The sequence below is a fragment of the Tenacibaculum tangerinum genome (genome assembly GCF_029853675.1).
GTDB classification, from domain to species: Bacteria; Bacteroidota; Bacteroidia; order Flavobacteriales; family Flavobacteriaceae; genus Polaribacter; species Polaribacter tangerinum_A.
Map to the genome: position 1 here is coordinate 560,701 of NZ_CP122539.1, position 26,464 is coordinate 587,164.

General features: G+C 33.1%; 13 protein-coding genes. 12 read left to right on the plus strand and 1 reads right to left on the minus strand.

Annotation, left to right across the window (positions count from 1 at the left end; genetic code table 11):
• The first annotated feature begins 3 nt into the window (after positions 1-3).
• The 7 genes from P8625_RS02365 (at position 4) to P8625_RS02395 (ending at position 13,959) form a co-directional block, all read left to right on the plus strand.
• Positions 4-6,942, plus strand: a complete 6,939-nt coding sequence (locus P8625_RS02365) for a DNA/RNA non-specific endonuclease (protein WP_279651904.1) — start codon at positions 4-6, stop codon at positions 6,940-6,942.
• Position 6,943: 1 nt separating this feature from the next.
• Positions 6,944-7,783 (plus strand): hypothetical protein, encoded by an 840-nt coding sequence (locus P8625_RS02370; protein ID WP_279651905.1) that lies wholly within the window; start codon positions 6,944-6,946, stop codon positions 7,781-7,783.
• Positions 7,784-7,878: 95 nt separating this feature from the next.
• Positions 7,879-8,061: a hypothetical protein gene (locus P8625_RS02375; protein ID WP_279651906.1), complete on the plus strand. Its 183-nt coding sequence runs from the start codon at positions 7,879-7,881 to the stop codon at positions 8,059-8,061.
• A gap of 130 nt (positions 8,062-8,191) precedes the next feature.
• Positions 8,192-9,496, plus strand: a complete 1,305-nt coding sequence (locus P8625_RS02380) for a hypothetical protein (RefSeq protein WP_279651907.1) — start codon at positions 8,192-8,194, stop codon at positions 9,494-9,496.
• Positions 9,497-9,725: 229 nt separating this feature from the next.
• On the plus strand, positions 9,726-9,851 hold the full coding sequence (locus P8625_RS02385) for a hypothetical protein (protein ID WP_279651908.1): 126 nt from the start codon (positions 9,726-9,728) through the stop codon (positions 9,849-9,851).
• A gap of 351 nt (positions 9,852-10,202) precedes the next feature.
• On the plus strand, positions 10,203-11,552 hold the full coding sequence (locus P8625_RS02390) for a hypothetical protein (protein WP_279651909.1): 1,350 nt from the start codon (positions 10,203-10,205) through the stop codon (positions 11,550-11,552).
• An 82-nt stretch (positions 11,553-11,634) separates the two neighbouring features.
• Positions 11,635-13,959, plus strand: coding sequence for a hypothetical protein (locus P8625_RS02395; RefSeq protein WP_279651910.1), 2,325 nt, complete (start codon positions 11,635-11,637; stop codon positions 13,957-13,959).
• A gap of 8 nt (positions 13,960-13,967) precedes the next feature.
• Here the strand turns inward: P8625_RS02395 and P8625_RS02400 are convergent, their stop codons facing one another.
• Positions 13,968-14,963, minus strand: coding sequence for a metal-dependent hydrolase (locus P8625_RS02400; protein ID WP_279651911.1), 996 nt, complete (start codon positions 14,961-14,963; stop codon positions 13,968-13,970).
• 202 nt (positions 14,964-15,165) lie between these two features.
• On the opposite strand from P8625_RS02400, the gene P8625_RS02405 reads away from it, so the two are divergent.
• The 5 genes from P8625_RS02405 (at position 15,166) to P8625_RS02425 (ending at position 26,431) form a co-directional block, all read left to right on the plus strand.
• On the plus strand, positions 15,166-17,937 hold the full coding sequence (locus P8625_RS02405; protein WP_279651912.1) for a helix-turn-helix and ligand-binding sensor domain-containing protein: 2,772 nt from the start codon (positions 15,166-15,168) through the stop codon (positions 17,935-17,937).
• A 207-nt stretch (positions 17,938-18,144) separates the two neighbouring features.
• Positions 18,145-21,189 carry a SusC/RagA family TonB-linked outer membrane protein gene (locus tag P8625_RS02410; RefSeq protein WP_279651913.1) on the plus strand — a complete coding sequence of 1,015 codons (3,045 nt, stop codon included), beginning with the start codon at positions 18,145-18,147 and terminating at the stop codon, positions 21,187-21,189.
• An 11-nt stretch (positions 21,190-21,200) separates the two neighbouring features.
• Entirely contained in the window at positions 21,201-22,679 is a 1,479-nt protein-coding gene (locus P8625_RS02415) for a RagB/SusD family nutrient uptake outer membrane protein (protein WP_279651914.1), read from the plus strand.
• Positions 22,680-22,690: 11 nt separating this feature from the next.
• On the plus strand, positions 22,691-24,748 hold the full coding sequence (locus P8625_RS02420; protein ID WP_279651915.1) for a hypothetical protein: 2,058 nt from the start codon (positions 22,691-22,693) through the stop codon (positions 24,746-24,748).
• Positions 24,749-24,757: 9 nt separating this feature from the next.
• Positions 24,758-26,431 (plus strand): family 16 glycosylhydrolase, encoded by a 1,674-nt coding sequence (locus P8625_RS02425; protein ID WP_279651916.1) that lies wholly within the window; start codon positions 24,758-24,760, stop codon positions 26,429-26,431.
• Positions 26,432-26,464: the final 33 nt, after the last annotated feature.

Consider the following 26,464-nt stretch of genomic DNA (forward strand, 5'->3'; position numbering starts at 1 on the left):
TATATGAAAAGTAATTCAAAAAACAGGAATACATTCAAAAGAATAGCAATATTGTTAGCTGTATTTGTATGTGCAGTACTACACTCTCAAACTTACCCCGTACAAGTTACGCCACAGTTAATACCTCCTTATAGCTTAAAAATATCTGACTATGCAACGACGACTAGTGAAAAACTATATGTAAATATTTTATTAACCGATGTAAATGAAATAGGACGTAGGGTACGATTAAAAATGTATATAGAGGGTCAGGGGCTTTCTATAACCACTCGTGATGTGATAATAGGAGAAACGCCAATATATCTTGATGGAGGAATAAATCTACGATTATCAAATGTAGACCTACAACCGTATTTTCAATTAAATAATTTAGCAGGAATTACACCAGAGCAATATAATTTGCCATTACCAAATGGAGGATATAATTTCTGTTTTGAAGTATACGATTATTTTACCAATAGAAGAGTATCAGCCAAAAGCTGCACAACAGCCTACTTGTTACAAAACGATCCGCCAATTTTAAACCTACCATTTAGAGACAATATAGTAAATGCTACGAACCCACAAAACATATTATTTACATGGACACCTCGCCATAGCAATGCAAACAATGTACAATATGAGTTTACGCTAAAAGAACTGTGGGATATACAAAACCCACAAGCAAACTTTTTAGCATCCGTTCCTTTTTATCAAACTAATATTTATAACACAACATTATTAGTAGGTCCTGAAGCTCCACAACTACTTTCAGGTAAAATTTACGGATGGCAAGTACGAGCTTTTGTAAGCGATGGTATAAATGAGACCTCGGTGTTTAAAAACGACGGAAAAAGTGAAATCTTTTGGTTTAAATACATAGAAAATTGTCAAACCCCTAGTTTCGTTATTTCACAAGCCTTAACAGCAGAGTCAGTTCAAGTGAACTGGCAAAGCTCAGAACATTTACGTTACAGAATTCAGTACCGGAAAAAAGGGTTTAGCGACGACGATTGGTTTGAAGTCAATAGCTTCACCAATGAAGGGAAAATCCGTAATCTAGAGCCCGACACGGTGTATGAATTCCGTGTAGGAGGAGAGTGTACTCAATTATCAGGATTTGCCTATTCTAATATTCAAGAATTTACCACCCCAAGTAATGACGAAGCGGCGTATTACAACTGTGGATTAACACCTCAAATTAATATTACCAACAAAGAACCCTTACCAAAATTAGGCATTAATGAAACTTTTACTGCAGGAGACTTTCCCGTAACCACTCGTGAAGTAACAGGTAGTAACGGTACGTTTAGTGGTTGGGGATATATTACCCTCCCTTTTTTAGAAAATTTAAAAGAGATTATCGATGCTGTCAACATTGCATCCAGCGGATCAATTAATATAGGTAAATATACACGGATTAAAGTAGTATTTAAAAATGTTCAAGTAAATAGTAGTTATGAACTTACCGATGGGGTGGTGGTAACCGATTACGACCCCGATTGGAAAAATATATTTGACGCCGATGAGGTGATTAATGATATTGTTGGAGATAATGGAGCGATTGAAAACTTTGATGCTACCAATACCGATATAAAAGACGTTACTGTTGATGAAAATGGAAATATTTTAATTATACCCGAGGAAGGAGACCCTATTCCAATTCAAACTCAAAAACCAGTTACCATAACCGATAAAAATGGAGATCAATGGACGGTACATGAAAATGGCAAAGTTACCAAAGGTAAAGCTGCCGAAGGAGGGGCACCGTCAAAAGATACTACCGAGGGAATTTCAAATTCAGGAAAGGTAACACAGATATCCTCTAAAGATGTCGAAGTAACGTTTAATCCGTCTGGGTATTATGGAACAGATTTCTATCAAGAGGATATTAAATCTGATACGTATAAAAACGAATATGAGTTTATCAAAAAGCATGATGATGGTGAATATTCGGTATTATATAAACTATTAAGTGATTTACCAGAACATACAACAGATAGTGTAAAAGCTACGGTAAAATTTAGCAACGGAAAGACAAAAAACGATATTGTTTTTAAAACCAAAGAAGGAACGGCTGTGACGACCACTTGGTCGGGTAATGAAGCTACATTAGCGTTACAAAGACGATTCGAATTTGCTAAAGAAGAGATTTTAGCAACGGTAAAACCCAAAGATTCGACAGAAAAATATACCATAGCAGGAAAGCTAAACGTATGGCACACACAGCAGCAAACCATTAATCTAACTTTAGTTTCTGTAGACGATGCTCCGTTAACAAATATCAAAGAAAGAATTAACGAGATATACAACAAAGCGGGTATACACTTCAATATTAATACAGAAAGTATCAATCTTGGTTTAGGTAATTTAGACGTAGGCGATAGCGATATGCTGTCAAACTATACGGAAGGGGAAAAAGCGATTATATCAGCATTTAAGAACATACCTGATATGAATGTTGAAAAAGAACGTTACTATATGTTCTTTTTAGATGATAAAAAAGTTACCTTATCTAAAGCCTTAAACGGTTTTATGCCGTTAAAACGTCAGTTTGGTTTTGTATTTACTCAACAAGATGCAGGACGTATCGCAGCACACGAACTAGGGCATGGTATTTTCGGACTCAAACATCCGTTCGACCAATACAATGCCGAAGAAGCCCGAAATGAAAACCATTATTTAATGAGTTATGGTACAGGTACCGCTTTTAGCCATATGGATTGGCAAAAACTGCACGCACCAGGTATTCAACTCTATTGGTTTCAAGGAGATGAGGCTGGGGAGGATAGAGCGAATGATGGAATTGATTTCTTAGGTAACATTATAACACTAGTTGAATATGATGAGAGTAAAATAAAAGTAGTAGGAATAATTGACAAAAAGTATCCCTACTTAAGGTATGGATATAAAGTGTATCCCAATAGAGATAATGAAGAAGTATTTGATATTTATTACGCACAAGTTAACGGTAATAAAGTTAGTTATGTTAGCAATGAAGGAAAAACGATTCCTTATAATATAAAAATAACAAATAAAGGTTTAGCAAAAATCAAAGTTTCTCGCGATAATTGCACATATAATGTTACTGAAATTCAATGGGAAAAAGATTCATTCAATTCTGTAGCTGATGTTATAAATAAGATAAATGAAGAAGTTAAAAAGCAAAATCCTAAATGGAAATTATATTCTTATAATAAACTTGACCCTTCATGTAAAGCTGCAAATTTATTAGCTGACATATTAAAAAATGATGCTAGCTCTCCTTGTGCTAATGCAAAAACAGTACAAGAAGGATTTGACAAAATAAAGATTGTTTTTTCAAATAATTCAGCAACTGAAAATGAAATAGTTGATGCTATAAATAGTAATTGTTTAAGTTCTTTAAGGTTATTCGCAGACGAAGAAATTATCAAAATATTTAGAATACTAGCCGTTTCAGAAGAGATAAAAGAAGAGAAAGAGATAGCTATTTTAAGATTGATGGCTGTAATAAAGTCTTCTAATTATGAAAAATTCTTTAACGTACTTAAAGAAAACAATAATAAAATTTACGCTAATTTATTAAATAGAATTGAAGATTCTTCATTCTATTGGTTTGGAAAAGATAGTCTTAAAAACTTCCTAGAGGTTCTACTATTCATGCATAATAATAGTAGTACAGTAGATGTAAGAGTTGATTTAATAAAGTTATTAATCCAATTTCAAGCTGATGACCCAATGAATGATCCTAAATCAGCTCATTTAGTGTCGGAAGATAACATCAACCAAATTTTTAACAAGGATATAAAAGTGGCAGAAAGAGAGTATTATTTTACATCTCTTCAAGAGAATAATTTCAAATTATTTAAAGATTACCATAATAGTCTACGTAAGCAAAGGTATACTAGCAAACTATGGAATGATACTTATCAAACTTTAATAACATTAATAGCAGAAAAAGGGACATCACAGGATGTTATATACTTATTTGAAAACATTAACTTAAGTAATACTGAATTTGTTGGCAATGGGTATTGGAATAAAATTTTTAAATCATTCCTATTCACTAAGTTTCCAAGCGATAAACAGAAGTTTTACACCTATTTATCAGAAAATAATTTCGAAAAGTTTTTACAATTTATTAAATCAGTAGGTGAGCATCCTCCTCATAATAAGGCAGAAGAACTTTTAAAAAGAACAATAGAAGGTTTTTCTAAGCTTATAGATGAAGAGGGTAAGATAACTGATAAAATAGTGCTGGTTAACTGGTTACTTGACAACCCAGATGCTTTTTCAAGTGAAGAAAACTCATTTGGAGAACTTTTAGTAGGAATTTTAAATGGTATAAGTACCCAAGAAGATAAAGACTTTATTTATGGTAAGTTATCTCATAATAAACATGAATTATTTATTAAATGTGCTGAAGCACTTAGCGGTTCAACAGACTATCTATTTAAATTATCAGAAACATATTCAAAATTAATTTCAGAAGCGACTGAAGGTAAAGTTCAAGATAGAATAGACATAATTAATCATGCCATTTCTAAAGGTAAAACATGGAACTGGTTCTGGTTCTCTTCAGATCAAGAAGATATAATTTCGGCTATGTTTAGTGATATGTCAAGCAGCCAAGCGAGAGAATTTATTGAAGAATTTAAGAAGGATGAATATGAGTTATTCTTTAAAATTTGGGAGGTACTTAAAAGTCGCGATTGGTGGGCTGCGATTGATGGCGATAATAAACGTTTTGAAAACTTTGTTACTTTATTTGGCAAGAACTTTATAATGGCAGGAGAATTGGCAGAAAGTGTTTTTCCTGATGATTTAATTGACTATAAAGACGAAAAGCAGAAGTACCTGAGTTCTAAAGTAGATGGTATTGATATAATAAATGGGAATTATGTGCCAATGACAAGAGCTTCGTTTTTTAATGGAACTGATGGGTTAAATGATTACAAATTAGAAGCTGAAGCGATAACAGCCAATAAATTAATTAGTGTTACTATTAATATAAAGGATTCAGACGGTAAGAATAAGGATATTTTAGCAAGGACTTTCAAACCTTTTGATTATGTTTTTATTGAGCTTTTAGAAGATGTAAAAGTAAGTGAAACACTAACCTATAATAAAGGAGATATATTAGCTATTCCAGCATTCTATTTAGCGTGGATGGATGGTTATATCGATTCACAGCAGTTAAGTACTGTATTACGTGTAGGAGGAGATGTAGTAGTAGTGGTAGCATCAGCCGCAGCAGCGGTAGGAACGGGAGGAGCTTCTTTAGCGGTTCTTGGAGCCGAAATTTTCTTCGCATCAACAGATGCATTAATCGCCATTCAAGGAGATGAAATGAAGAAAATTTTTGGGGATGACTTTGTAGATGGTCTCGAGATAGCTAACATGGCTTGGGGATTAGCAAATCTACCGGCTGCCGTAGCAACTATACCAAAAGGACTAGCAAAATTAAGAATAAGTGCAACTAAGACTTTAGAATCAGGGACAGATGCTTTTAGGAGTTTTGTTAAAAATGCTAAAAACTTAGAAAATGTAAAGCTAGACTTAGACTTAACCAAGTTAGCTAAAGCTATTAAAGCACTGAAGGAGACCGATAGAGTAGCATACATAAAAACATTAAGAAATAAAATAGCAGATATCGCTATTAAGTATGATAACCTTGTTGAAAGCGGTGTACCTTCAGAAAAAATAAAAAAGATATACTCAAGCTTAAGAAGAATGCTGTTTAGTGTTTCTTCTAACGGAGAAATATTAGATTTCAATAGAATATCTGATGATGTTGTAAACTTAGTTGAGACAGAAATTAAAATTTTAAATAAATCACTTATAACTAACAAGTCAGGTAAATATTTAGATATAGTTATACACGCTTCTGTTAAAGAGCCAGGGAAATTTACTATAATTTTAAATGGTGTAGAGGAAACCATTGAAGCGGTTCAATTAGCAGATAAATTAAAAGATGCTGACCCAACGAAAACTATCCGTTTGCTTTCATGTAATGATAGTAACTCTGCAATTGAAATTAGTCAATCTTTAGGTAGAGATATCATACATTCTACAGGTGATGTAAAAATTTATGAAAATGGAGTGATAGAGACAAATAACTGGAAAGTAGCAAAAACAGATGGTGTAGTAGATGATTTTAACATAGCTACAGCAACAGGTTCAGGTGAGTCTGTAACATTATTTAAAAACTATGTAAAAGAGCTGTCTAAAGCAACTAAAGCAGATTTATTAGCTGTACTGGGGCAATCTAGATTTGATGAGTTTATTATAATGTTAGAGAAAAGTAGAGTGCCAGCTAATTGGAAGATTGAAAAAGTAGGAGAGGCCATTATGTTTGTAGAAGATATTGACGGAAACCCTAAAGTATGGGCAGAATTTGCCAAAAAGCAAGATGGTAAATTATTTATGAAAGCCACTGGTGGTCCTGGAGATGCTGCAAATACAAGAAAAATTAATTATTTACTAGATGTAGATCCACCTTTAATGAAAGGTTTTAGATATGAGGTAGATAATGGTCGTTTTATTTTCGAAACAGATGCCTTAGGAAGAGTTCATAAAATAACCGATAATAATGTTAGATATGATGTTCCAACCAGACGTTATGAAAATTCTCAACAAAAGGCGAAAAATATAAAAGATGGAAATACTGGTTCACCACCAGATGATGGAGGTCATATGATTAGTGCTGAAAGTGGAGGACCTGTTGAGCAGATAAATTATTTTCCACAGAATAGAAATTATAACCAAAAATTAGATCCTGGAACCTGGAGAAAAATGGAAGAATATTTAAAAAGTTTAAAAGATGCGAACTCTGGAGATACGTTTAAATTTGAAGTACTCCCTGTTTTCGGAGATGTTAACAGACCTGGTAGACCAACGATGTTTCGTGTTAAAATATCTCAAAACGGAACACCAGTTAGTTTACAAGAAGAATTTAGAGAAATAGATAATCCTTTTTAAGATGAGCTTAAGTAAAAATAACTACACGGTTTTAATAGATTATATTAAAAAAGAATTAAAAGATAAACAATGGGATGAAATTTTATGTCAAATAGTTTTTAACGGAAGGGTTTGCAGTGATTCTGTTAGATATTATTTTGATCAACAAGAGTTTGTATTTGTTACAGACGTTTTTGAGACAGGGCCTATTTTACATAGTATTTTTGGTGATTATTTGCAAGGAAAAAAAGAAAGAGATTTCAATGAAGTCTTTCTATATATAACTAGAGAAGATTTCACTGTTGAATATAGAATGAATGAAGAAAGAATAAAGAAGAGTAAACAAGAAAGTGCATTACTATTTTCAAATTATGTTTATGAGGATATGCGTACGCAGATTTATGATTATGAAATAGCCAATAATTTACGTACACCCATATATGATGAAGAAGGAGCGGTTTGTGACCATGAAAAATCTTGGGATAGTGGTTTATTTACGTTCATAATTAATATGGAAACTAAAAAAGTATATTACAAAATAGAGCTATTCTTACAAGGAGAAAAACGTATTCTTCCATTAGAGCTACAAGAGTATTTTATTGAAGCAATCTTAACACATTATGCACTAACACATGGAGAGTTAAAAGAATATTGGAAGCCATGGAATAAAATAGTGGTTACTGCTCCAGAGCTTGTTATACCTTTAGGAAGAGCGCAAGAGTATATAGAATATACGTTAGAATCAGAAGAGACTTTAAAGCAGTTACAAAAAACGTATAAAAATAACGGCTGGAATATTGCTAAAGCACAAAAAAGTAATATGAATAGCATTTGGTCTAAACTAAAAAAATTGTGGTCGTAAATTCCCGCTAGCGCGGATTTGCAATCCGTGCCCCGCTGCCGCACGAATCCTTTCGTGTGGTTTCGATAAGTAAGAATTAAAAGAAAAGGCAAAAAATGAGTAGAAACTATAAATTTCATAATCCAGGAGGCTTATATTTTGTAAGCTTTGTAGTAGTAAATTGGTTAGATGTATTCACAAGAAATGAGTATAAAGATATGATAATTGATAGTTTGATTTTCTTTCTGCAAAGGAAAGGTATGAAATATAGCAATACGAGAAATTACCAAGTTGATTAAGCAGTTTTAGAGATATATGAAAGGAATAAAACTATATAAAAGCACAATTCAGACGCTTGCACCAGCGATAAAGAATTAAGAGTGAAACGATCATGAATGAAAAAAAATAGTGTTATGTATCATTTTGTTTTTGGGATCTTTTTATGGATATTCTCAAAAATATAAAATTACCTATTCTGCTACGGCACAGGCAGAGCCTTGTAACCCCGATCCAATTGAAATTTCATACCATCGCATATTTTTGCGAAATACCAATACAAATCAAAGCTTTCTCTTAGCTTCAGCGCATTGTAATAATCTTATAGATAGCAAAATAAACGCAGTGGCGATTATAGATTTTTTACCCAATATTATTTCAGATAACATATATGCAAGAACTATTGCTGGTAATGTAATTTTAGATGAAGGAAATACGGTAAATGTTAATTATAACCATTGTGATTCTAAAACTACGTATGTGTCAACTTTTAGCAATACCGTAAAAGTGGATATTGAACCGTATACAGAAATTAATCCAAAACCTCCTGGAAATCCCTGTGTTATTACATTAAATGTAGACCAAGATGGTTTTTTACCCGAAGTGTATGTTTGGCAATATTATGATTTTTTAAGCACAGCGATTGATAAATGGACGAATTTCCCAGCTCAATTTCAAGGAAAGCATACCATTACTTTTGAACCTATTGATATATTTGGAAATAAAACTTCAGACTACCTTAATAAAACAATAAATTTTAGAATGCAAAAATATTGTACAGGTAAATATACAGAAGTCCGATCCTATGCAATGATTAGCTGCTCCCCTCAACTCCAAGAACCCGTAGTAACTCAAAGTACAAGCTGTAATTATAAAGCAGATGGCACCTTGACTTTAAATTTTGATAGAAAGATAGAATCTGAAGAATTGGTAATGACTTTATACGATGGAACAGATGATAATTTAATATATGATCAAGAATTTACATCAACGTTAACCAATAATTCGGGAGTCTATAGCTATACATGGAATAAACCTTTAGACGCAGGAAGTTACAGAGTAAAATATCAAACACATACGGGTACAGGAGGAATAGATCAAACAGACAGTACATGGAATAGCCTTGAGTTTTCAAATCCTTTTACCATCACGGCTGCTACACCTGTCAATTTCAACATCACAAGCTCAGCAGACCAAAACTGTTTCGCAATAAATGATGGATATATAGAGGTGAGTGCTACAGGAGAACCGAATAGAACTTTCTTATATCAACTAACTAAAAATGGAGAATTACAAATTTTCAATGGAGTTGATTGGATACAATATACAGGGAACAATGAAGATAATGACACTTGGTTTCAATTTGCGAATGCAAGCACCACAAGAATAAATAATTTAAATAAAGGAGCATACAAGATAAAAGTGAAAGATTCACAAGGATGTTTCGCTAAACAGTGATAAAAAAGAAAAAGTAGTATCAATGAGTATTATGAAGATAGAAAAGCTAAGAGCAATAGTGCTAAGTCTAGCTATATTTTTTGTGTCGAATATAGTTGCACAGCAGCTAGATTTCGAAAATATAGGAAGAGGAAGCCCTTTAAAGTAAGTGGTGCTGCCCGATAGCGTGGATTTATAATCCGTACCAATAACGATTAAGTAATAATAAATTCTTAAAAAACGAAAAATCATGACAAATGAAGAAGTAAGAATGTCAACAAAATATAGGGCAATAGGCTTAATACGAGTATATTTTATAGCCCCCGCTGCTGCCCGAATCCGTTCGTGTGGTTTCGATGAAAAGGAAAAAAATTAGTAGAAACTATAAATTTCATAATTCAAAATGCTTATATTTTGTAAGCTTTGTAGTAGTAAATTGGTTAGATGTATTCACAAGAAATGAGTATAAAGATATAATAATTGATAGTTTGATTTTCTTTCAGCAAAGGAAAGGTATGAAATATAGCAATACGAGAAATTACCAAGATGATTAAACAGTTTTAGAGATATATGAAAGGAATAAAACTATATAAAAACACAATCGCGACGCTTGCTCCATCGGAGGGAGTTCGACTGTCACGTTCGTTCTAGTGAGAGTAGGAAGATGAAACAAAGAATAAGAAATAAAATATAAAGTGTGAAAAAAGAAGTAAAGAAACTAATAATAATGACTATAATTCTATACTCAATAAATACTTTAGCTCAGGCAAAGTATAGAGTTGAGTTTTTCAATTTGAATTATAGAATTAATAAGGGAGTTAAAAATAATACAAGTTCCAATATTAATATACAAATACATTATGCAAACGGTACCAAAAAAACGTTGTATTATCGTCCCATAAGAAATCGAGGAGATAATGAAGTAAATTACAGTATTGCTCCATTTACAGCCTATAGTAGACCGATAAAAATTACCTGTTACGTATTTGTAAATTTTAGAACAGGAACAGATGCAAAAGCAACAAAGGAGATACTATTCAGTTCCGATTGTATTGAAGGAGCATTTAGCGAAAGCTATTCACCAAGGATGACTCCTGTTAGTTTTAGTTATAATATTTACCCCATAATTAACTTGACAGGATCTTCAGATAACAATATAGCTCCAGATCAATTTTTTTTGACAAGTGCTACATCTGGTTTTTTAAATAAAACCTATATATGGCGATATAAATTAGGAACTGACCCTTGGAAGTATGTTTCAACTAGACAAACAACTGTATTGGGAATTCCAATAACAGTGCCAGTTTCAGATGGACCGATATTACAGAAGAGACCCCAAGACTTTTTACAAGGAGATTATATAGGAAAAACAATACAATTTATGATAGAAACATGTAATTCAGATTATTATTCTACAATAGTGAGTTATTACTTAATTGATAATCCACCCAAAATTGTTTCGCATACAGTAAAAAAAACAACTTGTAATTATAGTTCAGATGGAGGCATTACCCTAAATTTTGAGCGACAATTACATAACCAAGAAAAAATGTTAATTGCACTTTATATTGAAAGAGAAAATAATTTAAATACATATAATTTTTATAAAAGTTTTTCAACCGAAAATTTAATCTATACAAATGGAAATTATACATATACAATTCCCGAAGAATTAGATAAAGGTATGTACCAAGTAAAATACCAAACACTTAATAGAGATATGGGAGAACAAGTATGGACGTCATTAACATCGCGTACTGTGAAAATGGAAGAAACAACTAAAGTCGATTTCAAAATCACGGCAATAGCAGACCAAAACTGTTTCGCAATAAATGATGGATATATAGACGTAAGTGCTACAGGAGAAACAAATAGAACCTTTTTATATCAACTAACTAAAAATGGAGAATTACAAATTTTCAATGGAGTTGATTGGATACAATATACAGGGAACAATGAAGATAATGACACTTGGTTTCAATTTGCGAATGCAAGCACCACAAGAATAAATAATTTAAATAAAGGAGCATACAAAATCAGAGTGAAAGATTCTCAAGGATGTTTTGCCAAACAGTGATGAAAAAGAAAAAGTAATATTAATGATAATAATGAAGATAGAAAAGCTAAGAGCAATAGTGCTAAGTCTAGCTATATTTTTTGTGTCAAATATAGTTGCACAGCAGCTAGATTTTGAAAATATAGGAAGAGGAACCCCCTTTAAAGTAAGTGGTGCTATTGCCGCCAATGCTGTATTTTATTCATCCAATCAAAACAATGCAAGAGACCCCTTTACCTACTTTTTGCAAGGAAGTTTAAATTTTAGTGCTTACGAATTTTCAATACCTATAAGCTATAGTTTTTCCAATCAAGGAGGCGACTTAGAATATCAATTACCATTTAGTTTTAATCGTTTGAGTTTACATCCTAAATATCGATGGGTACAAGCTCATTTAGGAGATGTGAGTATGAGTTTTTCTCCGTATACCTTGGCAGGACATCAATTTACTGGAGGAGGTATAGAGTTAACCCCAAAAGGAAGTCTTACCTTTTCAGCGATGTACGGACAACTACTAAAAGCTACAGAAGATACTGAAGATGCCAGAACACAACCCGCTTTTAAACGTATGGGATATGGTGCAAGAATAGGGTTTAAAAAAGAAAAGTATAATCTAGAGTTGATAGGTTTTTATGCAAAAGACAACATCAACTCAATTAGCGCAGTACCAGAAGAAAAAAGGGTGTTGCCCAAAGAAAATTTAGTGTTAAGTATATCTGGAGCTGTAACGGTAATGGATGGGCTTCGTTTTAAAGGAGAGTATGCTTCAACTGCCATAACCCAAGATTTAAGAGCAGAAATAGTGAATCATAGTAGTGGCGTTGCAGGTTTACTGTTTAATAACAGAGCCTCAACAGAGCATTACAAAGCATTTAAAACCGAAATGGAATACAGCTTCGATAACTATCGATTTGGGGTTGGGTATGAACGTATTGACCCTGGATATCAAACATTAGGAGCCTATTTTTTTAATAATGATTTTGAGAACATAACTCTAAATGGAAACACCATTTTATTTAATAATAAAATAAACTTAGGATTTAATATAGGATACCAACGCGATGATTTAGCAAACCAAAAAGAAACAAATACGAGCAGAACCGTAGGAAGTGTAAATGCCACGTTTGCGATGAGTAAAAAAGTAAACATAACGGGCAGCTACTCTAACTTTTCTACATTTACGAATAATAGGTTAGATCAATTTGAGATTATCAATGACGATAATTTGTTAGACAACCAAGCAGAGCGTTTCAATTACAGGCAATTATCCCAAAATGCCAATGTTAATCTAAGTTATATTTTAGAAAACAGTAAAACAAGAAGACAAAATTTGAACACAAATTATTCGTTGGCTACAGTGGCAAACGCAGAAAATGGAATAGTACGTATAGGAAATGGTTCAACATTTCATAATTTTAATACTTCTTATACACTGGGGTTACCACAAAGAAAACTCAATATAACTTCTGCTATAAATACAACTTACAACACCATAGGAAGAGAAGATTCTTACACATGGGGACCAACATTGGCGGTTAATAAAAAATTTTTAAAGGATAAACTGAATACCACTTTGAGTACTTCTTATAATCAAAATAATAGTAAAGAGAATAAGACAAGTGCAACAAACATTAGATTAACAGGGAATTATGTATATAAAGAAAAACATAATTTTAACTTGAGTGCTATTCAGTTATTCAGAGCAAATGATTTTAAAAACACTCAAGATATAACTATAACGTTTGGCTACAACTACGCTTTTGACCTTTCAGCTAAAAGGAAAAATGAAATAGAAAAAAACAAGAAAAAATTTAGTTTTACCTATAAAGAGTATACCTTTACAGGGAATCCGAATGAAATTACTCCAGAAGTATTAATTATTGGAAAAGCCAAAAAGTTTAAAGAAATTAAAAAAGTAGCTGTGATAGAGAAGAAGCTTTTGATATTAGAACAAGAGTTAAAAGATGCAGAACTAAAATCTAAAAATAAGTATAAGAAAAAAGCGATTGAGTATTTAGATCATTTATATAAAAATCAAGATTATATAAATACGTATTATGAGTTAGCATTTAAGGGATTAAAAAGCCTATATAGAGATGCAAAATCCTTAGAGTGGTCAGTAGAACAGAAGTATAAAAAAGCACTATCTATATATAACAATTCTACTAAAAAAGAGAGCAAAGAAGTACAATTGTTTTTAAGGAAAAGAGAATCAGCCTACATAGCTAATCAGTATATGTTAAGGCAGTTAGAAAACCTTCAAAAGAACGATTTATATAGAGAAAATGGAGATTTTTATAATTTTAAAGAAACCTATTTGAATACTATTTTAGATATGTTAGAAGAAGGTAAAACAAACATGGAAGTAGCTATCTTTATAGAAATAGCCTTTGCTGAAATGTTTCATAAACTAAGTAAAAAAGAGTAATGCAACAATTAGTTTCCTTGCATTCTTTTCCAAAGATCTTTGAGTAGTTGTTTGGCATTTTCACGATTTTTTGGCACTTCAGTTATCACCGTTTTTCCTTGTTTTTCTTGTATTTGAAAGCTGAAAGCAAATTGTTGAAAATTAGGTGCTACACTTAACAATCCAAAGCGTAAATCATTCAAATATAAACAGTCGTTTTTTTCTGTAATGGTATACCAGCCTTTGGTTATTTTTATAAGTCTATTTACTAAAACATCATCATCATACTCTCCTAATAAGTGGTGGTTCTTAGTGTAGGAGTAAAATTCAATTGGTTGGGTATCAAAAAAAGAATAGTACCCTATCAAATAGGCATCTGCTGTTTCTACATTTGCCGACCATAAAACGGTGTTCAAAGGGGTAGGCTTCGTTTCTATTTCTTTATAACTGATACCTTGTTCTTCCAAAGCACGAGTAAATTCTGTATACGTAATACCTTTCGCAATAAGCGTTAGTATCATATAAGAACTGCTTACGATGAGTCCTAAATTATTATATTTTCTTCTTTTTTTAGATCCTTTAGGCTGAAATAGGGCTAGCAGCAGAAATACTAAAAACGGAAGTGTGTAAAGAGGGTCGATAACAAAAATATTTTTGAAAGCCAATCGCGTATCAAAAGGCCAAAATAACTGAGTTCCCCAAGTAGTATACACATCTAAAAGCGCATGAGTTAAGAAGCCCCAAAATAAGAGCTTTGCCCATTCTTTAGCGGAGGCACTTTTTTCATATAAAGAAATTAGCCACCCAAAAATCCACCCAAAAAGAATGGCGAAAAGTAGAGAGTGAGTAAAACCTCTGTGTATTTCGAGTGCTGTAACAGTATCAAAAAGTTTGCCTATAAAAACATCCAAATCAGGAATCGTACCAGCAATTGCACCGTAAAGCATCGCTTTGTTACCAACTTTTTTTCCTAAAACAGCTTCTCCAACTGCTGCACCAAGAACAATTTGTGTAAGTGAATCCATAGCGTAAAAGTACTATAATTTATCAGCTATAAAACCTCAAAATGAAAATGCTACTGTATTTATTTATACAAAAAAGCATCACTTTGGTAAAAACAATTTCATACCCTATTTTTGATGTTGAATGTTGCTTTGAGATTTTATTTTATACATTCATAAAAAAAGTATAATTTGTACCTTGTTAACAATACTACTTTTACAACAATTGAAATTACTATTAAAAATCATATTATATATTGGCTTTTTGTGGCATTCTTACATTTTTGCCCAAGAGTTACCTCCTGTAACTAATTTTTCTACAAGAGTTTATGAAGCAGAAAAACAAAACTGGTCAATTTCTCAAGATAAAGAAAAAACAATTTACATAGCAAATAACAAGGGGCTCTTAACCTTTGACGGAGCATCTTGGAAATTGTATAACTCTCCAAATGAAACCATACTAAGATCGGTAAAGGTGATAAAAGATAAGGTTTTTACAGGCTCTTATATGGAGTTTGGTTATTGGGAAAAGAATGAATTAGAAGAGCTTGAATACACCTCATTATCTAAAAAAATTGAAAAAAAATTAATTGAAGATGAGCAATTTTGGAATATTTTATCTCTTGAGAATAAAATTATTTTTCAGTCTTTAAATAGAATTTATATATATGATATACTATCTGAAGACTTCATTATTCTAGATTCAAACGATTTAATAACCAAAACATACCAAACCGATGATTCTATTTACTTTCAAAAAGCCAATAAAGGACTTTATAAAATAAATGAAGGTGGTGAGTTGCTGGTGTCTGATGATCCTGTTTTTAAGGAAGATAGAATAATAAATGTGTTTAAGAAAGACAATGCTACATTGATATTAACAGAGCGTAATGGATTCTTTATTTTATCACAAGGAAAAGTAAGTGCTTGGAAAACGGCTTTAAGTTCTGAGTATAAAAATATAAATGTGTATAATGCAATTCAGTTAAAAAATAAAAATTATGCGTTAGGAACCATATCAAACGGTTTTATACTTTTAGATAAAAATGGCGATTTTTCATACCAAATAAATAGAGAAAAAGGACTCCATAATAATACGATACTTTCTTTATTTGAAGATGCAGACGAGAATATTTGGTTAGGCTTAGATAATGGGATTAGTTTAATAAACGAAGAGTCTCCATTTACAATTTACAACGATTTTAAGGGGAATTTAGGTAGTATTTATACTTCTGTTATCCACAATGGTAAATTATATTTAGGTACCAATCAAGGATTGTTTTTTAAAAAATTAGACACAAACGATGAATTCCTTTTAATTAAAGGAACCAAAGGACAAGTTTGGAACTTAAAAGTTATTCATAATACTCTTTTTTGTGGACACAATTCTGGAACATTTTTAATTGAAGATGAAGTTGCTAAAAAGATTTCTAAAATAGAAGGAGCATGGGATTTTAAAAAAATCAACGACTCTCTTGTATTGCAAGGAAATTATGATGGTTTGTACTTACTTAAAAAAGCAAAAAAGGAGTGGAGCATCTCAAATAAGATAGAAGGATTTAATATTTCATCTAGACAATTTGAAATTTTAAATAATCAACAAATTGTTGTAAATCACGAATATAAAGGTGTTTATAAGCTAAAGGTAAGTCGAAATTTCAAGGAGGTACTTAAAGAAGAGAGAGATACCGTTAACAAAGGCGTGCATTCTAGTTTGGTAATGTACCAAGATAAACTTTACTTATCACTAAAAAAAGGAATTTTCAAGTATGATTATAACAAGGCTCAATTTGAAAAAGATAGTGTTTTAAGCTCAATTTATAAAGACGATTTTATATCGGGGAAGCTAGTTGTTGTAAATGAAGATTTATGGGCTTTTACCAAATCTAGTATCGTAAGAATTACACCAGCCAAACTTTCTAAAGGATTTGAAATTTACAAGATTCCCTTAAAATACACAAAACGGAACAATGTTGTTGGCTATGAAAATATAATGAAAATAGAGAAAGAAAAGTATCTACTTTGTTTAAGCTCTGGATATATGGTGATTGATACTTCTAAGCTTCCTAAAAAAGAGTTTAAAGTACACTTGAATACGATTAAATTACAAGAAAAGAAAATAGAAAAAGAACAAGATCAGGTTTTTAGAAATAAGCAGAATAATTTCAAATTTGAATTTAATGTAGCTGAATTTGATAAATACTTGTTGCCAGAGTATCAATATAAATTATTAGGTATAGACTCAAAATGGAGCAAGTGGTCAACAAATTATTCAAAAGCGTATGAGAATTTACCCGCTGGTGACTACACCTTTTTGTTAAGAGCTAGGGTAGGAAAGAAGTTATCAGTAAATGAGGCTAGATACTCTTTTGAAATCGAAAAGCCTTGGTATTTGAGTAATTTAATGATTGTAGTTTATATTACGAGTATCCTAATATTTTCTGTAATGATGCATATTATTTATAGAAGATATTACAAAAAACAACAAAAAAGAATTGTAGAAGAAACCCAAAAAGAATTAAAATTGGCGCAAGTAGAGAATGAGAAGGAAATTATTAGAATTAGAAATGAAAAACTTCGACAAGAATTTAAAGATAAGAGTAAAGAACTAGCTAGTTCACTTATGAATGTAGTTAAAAAGAACGAACTATTAACTACAATAAAAAAAGAGGTTGAAACTGTAAATGATAAAAAGTTGAAACCTGTAGTAGATCTTATAGATAAGAATTTAAAAAACAATGATGATTGGGAATTTTTCCAAGAAGCATTTAATAATGCAGATAGTGAGTTTTTAAAAAGACTCAAAGAACTACACGATAACTTATCTCCTAATGATTTAAGATTATGCTCTTATTTAAGATTAAATTTATCGTCTAAAGAAATTGCTCCTTTATTAAATATATCTCCTAAAAGTGTTGAAGTAAAACGATATCGTTTGCGTAAAAAAATGGATTTAGACCATGAAGTTAACCTCATAGACTATATTTTAGAGATCTAGTAGCACTACAAAATGCAATATACACCTATACATAAGCACTACAACTCTTAAAAACCGTGTATTAAACTCCATTTTATTCAAGCTCTCAGTTGTAGGTTTTATTGAGTTCTTAGCAATATAATTACCATGTATATTATTTGTAGCGGGGGTATTTGATTATTTCGTAAAAAAAGAGTAGTAATTTTATGAAAAATAAAAACTCAATTTATGATAAGACAAATCAAACTCTTTATTTTGTTGTTTTTTCCGATTACAATGCTAGCGCAATCCATAACAGTTAGCGGTTTGGTTACAGACAAGACAACAGGAAGTCCTTTACCAGGAGTTAATATATTAATTAAGGGTGAAGAAAAGGGTACTCAGACAGATTTCAACGGTAATTACACACTCAATAATGTAGATACAAATGCTACTTTAGTTTATAGTTTTATTGGGTTTAAAACACAAGAACTAAAAGCAAGTAGTGAGGTAATTAATGTTGTTTTAGAAGAAAGTTTAAGCCAATTAGATGAAGTAGTGGTAATTGGTTATGGAAGCAAATCTAGAAAAGATGTTACAGGTGCTGTATCTTTAGTTGGTGCCAAGACAATTGACAAGTTAAAACCAGTAGATGCAAGTTTGGCATTACAAGGAACCACCTCGGGAGTAACCGTTAACACGCCATCTGGATCACCAGGTGCTGGATTTGATATTGTGATTAGGGGTATTAGTTCTAATGGAAAGAACGGACCTTTAATTGTAGTTGATGGCTTACCGAATGCTGATTTTAACTCTATAAACCCAAATGATATAGAATCTATATCAGTACTTAAAGATGCGCAAGCAGCTATTTATGGTATTCAAGGAGCGAACGGAGTAGTAATTATTAAAACAAAGTCAGGTAAGAAGAACACTAAAACCAAAGTTACGTATGATGTCTTTACAGGTGTTCAACAAACAAGCAAAAAATTAGACAATCTCAATGCTATTGAATACGCTTTATTGCTCAACGAAAGCTATGCCGCAAACGGACAGGATTTGCCTTATCCTAATATCAATGATGTAACTACTAATACTGATTGGCAAGATGAACTTTTTTCATCTGCTTTTATGATTAACCATAACTTAGGAATTTCTGGTGGATCAGAAAATATTACCTATTTCTTAGGAGCTTCACACCTATCGCAAGACGGTATTATTGCTCCAGAGAAATCAACCTATGAAAGAAACAATGTTAGGTTAACATTAGGGGTAGATTTGAGTGATAAATTTAAGATAACTTCGACTACGAATTACTTTACAACTGATAGAAAATCTATTAATGAAAATGGTTTAGGTTCTGTATTATTCAATGCTTTAAACTATGCTCCAACTTTTTCGCTAGAGCAAGAGGATTTATCTGGTTTCCTAGGGAATGAAGTAATCAATCCTTTATCTCAAATTAAGGATACTTACAATTCAGATCTTGGTACTGGTTTAGAAGGAAGTTTAAGTTTGGATTTCATTCCATCAGAAAATTTGAAAGTAACATCAAGACTTGGATATAAAACATTTAATAATAGATTCAAAGGTTTTTTTCCTGTAGTTAACTACGGTCCTGGAAAGGTTTTTAATCGAGACAGAAGCGAGGTAAATCAGTCTAGACAAAACTTTAGCAATTATACATGGGAAACATTTATTAACTATAAAAATACGTTTGATGAAACCCATAATCTTTCCCTTACCCTAGGTACGAGTGTTCAAAAACAAATTGGAGAGGGGCTTTACGCAACAGGTTATGATGTACCCAACAACTCATGGGATTTTGCAGATATCAGTTTAACTACTGGAATTTTAAATGCACGTACAAATGACTCTTATCGTTTTGACAATCGTTTATTGTCTTATTTTGGTAGAGTAGAGTATGACTATAAAAGTAAATACCTAATCTCGGCCATGATTCGTAGAGATGCTGCATCAGATTTTAATGCAGATAATAGAGTAGATTATTTCCCTTCTGTAACAGCAGGATGGAAGATTTCTGATGAAGAATTTATGAGTGATAATGGATTTGTTGACTTTTTAAAACTAAGAGCCAGTTACGGATTTTTGGGTAATTTCGTTGGAGACAACTTATATCGAGCAGAGTTAAATGGAGAAGGAACTTATGTTTTTGATAATTCAATCGTTAATGGAGTAGCAATAGGTAGATTGCCCAATCCTGACGCACGTTGGGAAAGAGCAGAAAAATTAGATATCGGTCTAGATGCAAAATTTTTGGACAACAAATTAGAATTGGTTGCAGATTATTTTATAGAAGACAGAAATGATTTGTTAATTTCAGGTATACCCGTTTCTGGTATTGTAGGAACTTACGCACCAGGTTCTGGAAACCCTATAATTAATGCAGGGACGTCTAGAGTGAAAGGTTTTGAATTAGGATTGAAGTTCAACAACAGCGTTGGTGATGATTTTAATTACGCTATTAACTACAATCTGACCAAGATTAATGGAGAAGTAACAAAAATTAATGGAGGTATAATTTTAGAAGGCGGTGCTTTTGGTGTAGGCCAATTAGCTCCTTCTAGGATGAAAGTAGGGGAACCAATTGGATATTTTTATGGATTACAAACTGATGGTATCTTCCAAACCGTAGAGGAGGTAAACAATTCACCATCCCAAACAGGTTTGTTAGGAAACGAAGCTGTACCAGGAGATATCAAGTATGTTGACGTGAATGGAGATGGAGTTATTAACTTTGACGATAGAACTAAAATAGGTAATCCCCAAGCTGAATTCATTATGGGATTAAATTTGAGTTTTAACTATAAGAACTGGGACTTTTCGAGTTACATGTATTCGGAATTAAATAAAGACATGGTTCGTAATTATGAGAGAGACCAACCTAATGTAAATAAATTGGCCTATAATTTGGATAGATGGACAGGTCCTGGAACTAGTAATACAGTTCCAAGAGTAACTACAGGAGCCACTAATAACAGGTTGTTCTCTAGTTTCTTTGTAGAAGATGCTTCTTTCTTAAGACTGCAAAATATTCAAATAGGATATACTTTACCATCAGAGGTATTAGAAAAACTAAAAATATCAAAAGTACGATTATATACCACGGTAAACAATGCTTTTACCTTAACCAACTACAAAGGTTTTGACCCAGCTGCAACAGGTGGTACACGAAATCCAGATGGTACAGTAAATCCTATAGGTTTAGGTATAGATTACGGAATATACCCTGTATCACGTCAGTATTTACTTGGGTTAAATGTTGCATTTTAAAATAAGAGAACATGAAAGAATATAAAAAAATAATAACATCAGTATTTACGCTATTATTAGTAAGTATCGGATTTTACAGTTGTTCTGATGAGTTTTTAGATGAGGTTGAAGAATATAACATTGATTCTGAAACTTACTTTAATTCAGAACAAGAATATTACAACGCATTGATTGGAGCGTACGATTTATTGCAAGCTACCTATGTGAATGCAATGCTAGGTGAAATAGCTTCAGATAATACGTTGTGTGGGGGTGAGAGTGCTACCGATGTACTCGGGTTTCAACAAGTAGACGACATGATTCATAATCCAGTAAATAGTAACTTACGAGATATTTGGAACTGGATGTTTGCAGGGGTAAACAGAGCAAATTACATTTTAGAGTTCAAAGATAAAACAGATTTTGAAGGTAAAAATGTAATTATTGCAGAAGCACGATTCTTAAGAGCTTATTATCATTTTGAATTGGTAAAATGGTTTGGTGCTATCCCTTTAAAAGGAGATGAGCGCTTTGTTCGTGGAGACGAAAAAATAATACCTCGCTCTCCAGTGTCAGAGGTGTACAAGACCATAGAGGAAGATTTAATGTTTGCTGTTAACAATCTTTCCTACACAGCGCCACAGTTGGGTAGAGCCACGAAAGGTGCTGCACAAGCTCTATTGGGTAAAGCTTATTTGTATCAAGACAAGTTTACACAGGCGGCAAATGTATTGGAAGATCTTATTAACAACGGGCCGTATGATTTGGTAGATGATTATTCTATCATTTTTGAACACGAAGGGGAAAACGGGATAGAATCTGTTTTTGAAGTGCAATATACCGACGTAGAAGGAGCTGGCTTTGATTGTTTGCAATGTAGTGAAGGTAATGTAGCGGTTGGATTCAATGGAATCAGAAATTATTCAGGTCCTTTGTTTGAATCTGGATTTAGTTTCAATGTACCTACACAAGAAACATACGATGCATTTGATGAAGATGATTTACGAAGAGATATTGCAATTTTAGATATCGTTGCATGGGCAAATGATACAGGAGCAACGTACGCAGAAGGATACGAGCACACAGGATTTTTCAATAGAAAATACATTGCCAGAAAAGGAGATTTGAATACAGGTGATGCCAATTTAACCAATCCTAACAATTATAGATCTATTCGTTTTGCGGATGTCTTGTTAATGGCAGCTGAAGCTTTGAATAGAGGTGGTATTAGCGATTCAAGAGCATTAGATTATATTAATAGAGTTAGAAGACGTGCTTTTGGAGACGAAGATCACGACGTGTCTTCTACAGGAGCCGCGCTGACGGATGCTATTTTAACTGAAAGAAGGTTAGAATTGGTAGGAGAAGGACATCGATTTTTCGATTTAGTTAGAACAGGAAGAGGAGTAGTGATTCCTGGTTTCACTACAGGTAAAAATGAACTATTTCCAGTACCAATTGAAGAAATTCAATTCTCTCAAGGTAACTGGTCACAAAATGAAGGATATTAAAAATAAGTAATATGAAAGTATATAATATAATTTATAAGGCACTTATTGTTTTATTCATTTTTGGTGCTTGTACAGATGAAGATAATTTCGATTTTCTAGATTCTATAGAAGCCCCTAGAAATGTAGTAGCCGCATACGGTGTGACTCAAGACAATACAGGGCTAGTAACGATAACACCATCTGCAGAAGGTGCTAACAGTTTCAATGTTTATTTTGGAGATGATACGGGTGCTCCTGCAGAATTGAAAGCAGGCGAGAGTGCAGAACACGTCTATGCAGAAGGAACGTATCAAGTAAGAATAGTAGCCTATAATATCAAAGGAGATAAGACGGAAGCTACTCAAGAATTGGTAGTTTCATTCAAAGCACCAGAAAATTTAGAAGTTACTATTGGAAACGATGAAGCGGTTTCTAAACAAGTTAATATAACTGCGACAGCTGATTTCGCCACCATGTATGAGTTTTATTCTGGAGAAGAAGGTGTAACACAACCTGTAGCAACTGGTAACATAGGAGATCCTATTTCTTACCAATATGCAACAGCAGGTGTTTACGAGGTGAAAATCGTAGCCAAAGGTGCTGCTGCGCAAACAACAGAATACACGCAAACTTTTGAGGTTACCGAAATATTGGCTCCAATAGAATCTGCTCCAGCACCTCCATCGAGAAATGCAGCAGATGTAATCTCAATTTACTCTAGTGCCTACATCAATGTTGCAGGTACAGACACATTTCCAAATTGGAATCAAGGTAGTCAAGGAAGTTCTTGGGCAGAGTATGACTTAAATGGCGATAAAATGCTACAATACGTGAATTTAAGTTACCAAGGAATTCAATTTGGAAGTAGACAAGATGTCTCTTCTATGGAGTACTTACACCTAGACGTATGGACAACGGATGTAGATCAATTAGAGACTTCATTAATTAATATTACAGATAGTGCTGATCCTGTTGCAACAGAAAAACCTGTAACCCGTGATTTAACAAAAGATAATTGGGTGAGTATAGACATTCCTATTGCCGATTATGTGAGTCAAGGATTAACCGTAAATGAAATCTTCCAGTTAAAATTTGTAGGAATTCCTTGGGCAACAGGTACCGTATTTATTGATAACATTTATTTCTGGAAACAATCAGCCGTGGCAAATAGCGTAACTCCTATACATTTTGAAACTCCGTATTCTTTAAGTAGTTTTGATGGAGGCGATATCTCTGTAGTTGCCAATCCTGATACCAATGGAAATAACTCAACAATGGTTGCAAAAATGGTAAAAGGAGCAGGACAACCTTGGGCAGGATCGAAGATTACGATTACCCAACCATTCTCTTTTGCAAATGGAACAACTGTAAAAGCGAAAGTATGGTCACCAAGAGCAGGGTTAAACGTACTCATGAAATTTGAAGATGATGTGCCTTGGCCAGATGTAACCGCTTCTGCTGAAGTTACAGCAACAACTACCACTGCCAACGCATGGGAAGAGTTAACATTTGATTTTACAGGAATCAGTAGTTCGATTGACTTTTACAACCTAGTACTTATTATGGATAATGGTACTCAAGGAGATGGCACAGAAAACTATACTATTTATGTAGATGACATCACAACTAGTCCAATGTTCGACTTTGAACCTGAGTTTACGTTAAGTAGTTTTGATGGAGGTGATATTTCTGTAATTGCCAACCCAGATACAAATGGTAATACATCAGAAATGGTGGCAAAAATGGTAAAAGGAGCAGGGCAACCTTGGGCAGGTTCAAAAATTACGGTTCCGGAACCATTCTCTTTTGTAGGACAAACTAAGGTAAAACTAAAAATATGGTCACCTAGAGCAGGATTAAATTTACTATTAAAATTTGAAGACGATGTGCCTTGGCCAGACGTAACTGCATCTGCAGAAGTTACAGCAACAACTACCACTGCCAATGCATGGGAAGAGTTAACATTCGATTTTTCTGGAATCAGCACTTCTATAGATTTCTACAATTTGGTTTTAATCATGGATAACGGAACACAAGGTGATGGTTCTGCAGATTATACGATATACATAGATGATATTTCACAATTTTAAAATACGACCATGAAGAACATAAAAAATAAAATAACATTAACGATACTAGCATTGTCTTTGGTGTTTCTGTTCAATCAGTGCCAAAGTAATGACTATGAGTTTGGAGAAATAATAGCTCCTACTAACGTCAATGTACAAGTTGGAATAGTTGGACAAGATGATGCAAATCCTTATGGAGATGGTAGTGGAGTAGTAATGTTTTCAGTATCGGCTGAAAATGCATTGAGCTATACTATTAATTTTGGAGATGGAGGTAAAGAAAGCTTGCCTTCGGGAAGTGTATCTCATGTTTACTCCAAAACAGGAGTTCATAAATACACAGCTGTTGTTAGAGCGATTGGTGCTGCTGGAGTGGAATCGAGTAAAACTGTTGAAGTTGAAGTTTTTAGCTCTTTTTCTGATGATGAGGCTTTAGATTTCCTTGCAGGTACGATAGCAGGAGACAGTAAAAAATGGTATTGGCAAGCAAATAAAGACTTGCATGTAGGTCTCGGTCCTGTTACCGATGATTATGGCAATGGTGAGTTTGCTTATGAAGCTTGGTGGAATAACATAAAAGCATGGGACGAAGAGAAAAGTTGTATGTATGATAACGAATTTGTTTTTACCAGAACAGAAGATGGAATCACTTTTGAGCAAACGCAAGGTCCTGCTTTTATACCAGGTACCTATGCAGGAGTTTTAGGAGTGGCAGGAGACCAATGTCATGATGAATCGGTGGCAACGACCATGTTTGGAGTAAAAGACGTTTCTTTTGGACCATCAACATCAAAAGCTGCTACTGAAGGTAGTTATAACGATAATCCTTATCGAGGCACTAGTTTTGAAATTTCTGACGGAGGTTTTATGGGTTGGTATGTAGGTACTAGCAAGTATGACATTATTTCTGTAACGAACGATGAACTCATTGTAAGAATCATAGAAAAAGGAGGAGGCTTTGCTTGGTATCATAAATTTACCTCTTCAAAACCAGTGAAAGGTCCTAACTATACCTACAATGATTTAGTATGGGAAGATGATTTTAATACAGATGGTGCGCCTAATGCTGCTAACTGGACCTACGATCTAGGTGCAGGAGGTTGGGGTAATAATGAAGCACAAACCTATACTGATAATGCCGAAAATGTAAAAGTTGAAGGAGGAAACCTAATTATTACTGCAAAAGCAGATGGTAGTGGTGGGTATACTTCAGCAAGAATAAAATCTGAAGGCTTGTATGAGTTTACTTACGGTAGAGTTGAAGTAAGAGCCAAACTTCCAGAGGCGCAAGGTACTTGGCCAGCGATATGGATGTTAGGAGCAAACTTTTCGACAGTTGGTTGGCCTAATTGTGGTGAAATAGACATCATGGAGCAAAAAGGAGACGATAAAAACACCGTTTTGGCAACAAGTCATTGGTACGACACAACAAACAATATTAAGGCAGACTATGGAAAAACAACAACCATAACAAATGCCAGCTCAGAGTTTCACTTGTATACCCTAGAGTGGACAGAGGAATCTGTTAAAATGTACTTAGACGATGAATTGTATTATGAGTTAGATAATAATGCCGATTTACCTTTTAATCAAGATTTCTTTTTAATCTTAAATGTTGCCATGGGAGGCACTTTAGGAGGTACTATTGATGCTGGATTTACAGAAGCAACAATGGAAATAGATTACGTAAAAGTATATCAATAAAAATTAATTATAAAGGGGTGATTAATTTATGAC

Excerpts from the sequence above, each read along its gene's own strand:
- P8625_RS02415 (WP_279651914.1), top strand. The coding sequence starts at position 21,201 with ATGAAAGAATATAAAAAAATAATAACATCAGTATTTACGCTATTATTA.
- P8625_RS02385 (WP_279651908.1), top strand. The coding sequence starts at position 9,726 with ATGACAAATGAAGAAGTAAGAATGTCAACAAAATATAGGGCAATAGGC.
- P8625_RS02400 (WP_279651911.1), bottom strand. The coding sequence starts at position 14,963 with ATGGATTCACTTACACAAATTGTTCTTGGTGCAGCAGTTGGAGAAGCT.
- P8625_RS02390 (WP_279651909.1), top strand. The coding sequence starts at position 10,203 with ATGACTATAATTCTATACTCAATAAATACTTTAGCTCAGGCAAAGTAT.
- P8625_RS02370 (WP_279651905.1), top strand. The coding sequence starts at position 6,944 with ATGAGCTTAAGTAAAAATAACTACACGGTTTTAATAGATTATATTAAA.
- P8625_RS02410 (WP_279651913.1), top strand. The coding sequence starts at position 18,145 with ATGATAAGACAAATCAAACTCTTTATTTTGTTGTTTTTTCCGATTACA.
- P8625_RS02365 (WP_279651904.1), top strand. The coding sequence starts at position 4 with ATGAAAAGTAATTCAAAAAACAGGAATACATTCAAAAGAATAGCAATA.
- P8625_RS02420 (WP_279651915.1), top strand. The coding sequence starts at position 22,691 with ATGAAAGTATATAATATAATTTATAAGGCACTTATTGTTTTATTCATT.
- P8625_RS02425 (WP_279651916.1), top strand. The coding sequence starts at position 24,758 with ATGAAGAACATAAAAAATAAAATAACATTAACGATACTAGCATTGTCT.
- P8625_RS02375 (WP_279651906.1), top strand. The coding sequence starts at position 7,879 with ATGAGTAGAAACTATAAATTTCATAATCCAGGAGGCTTATATTTTGTA.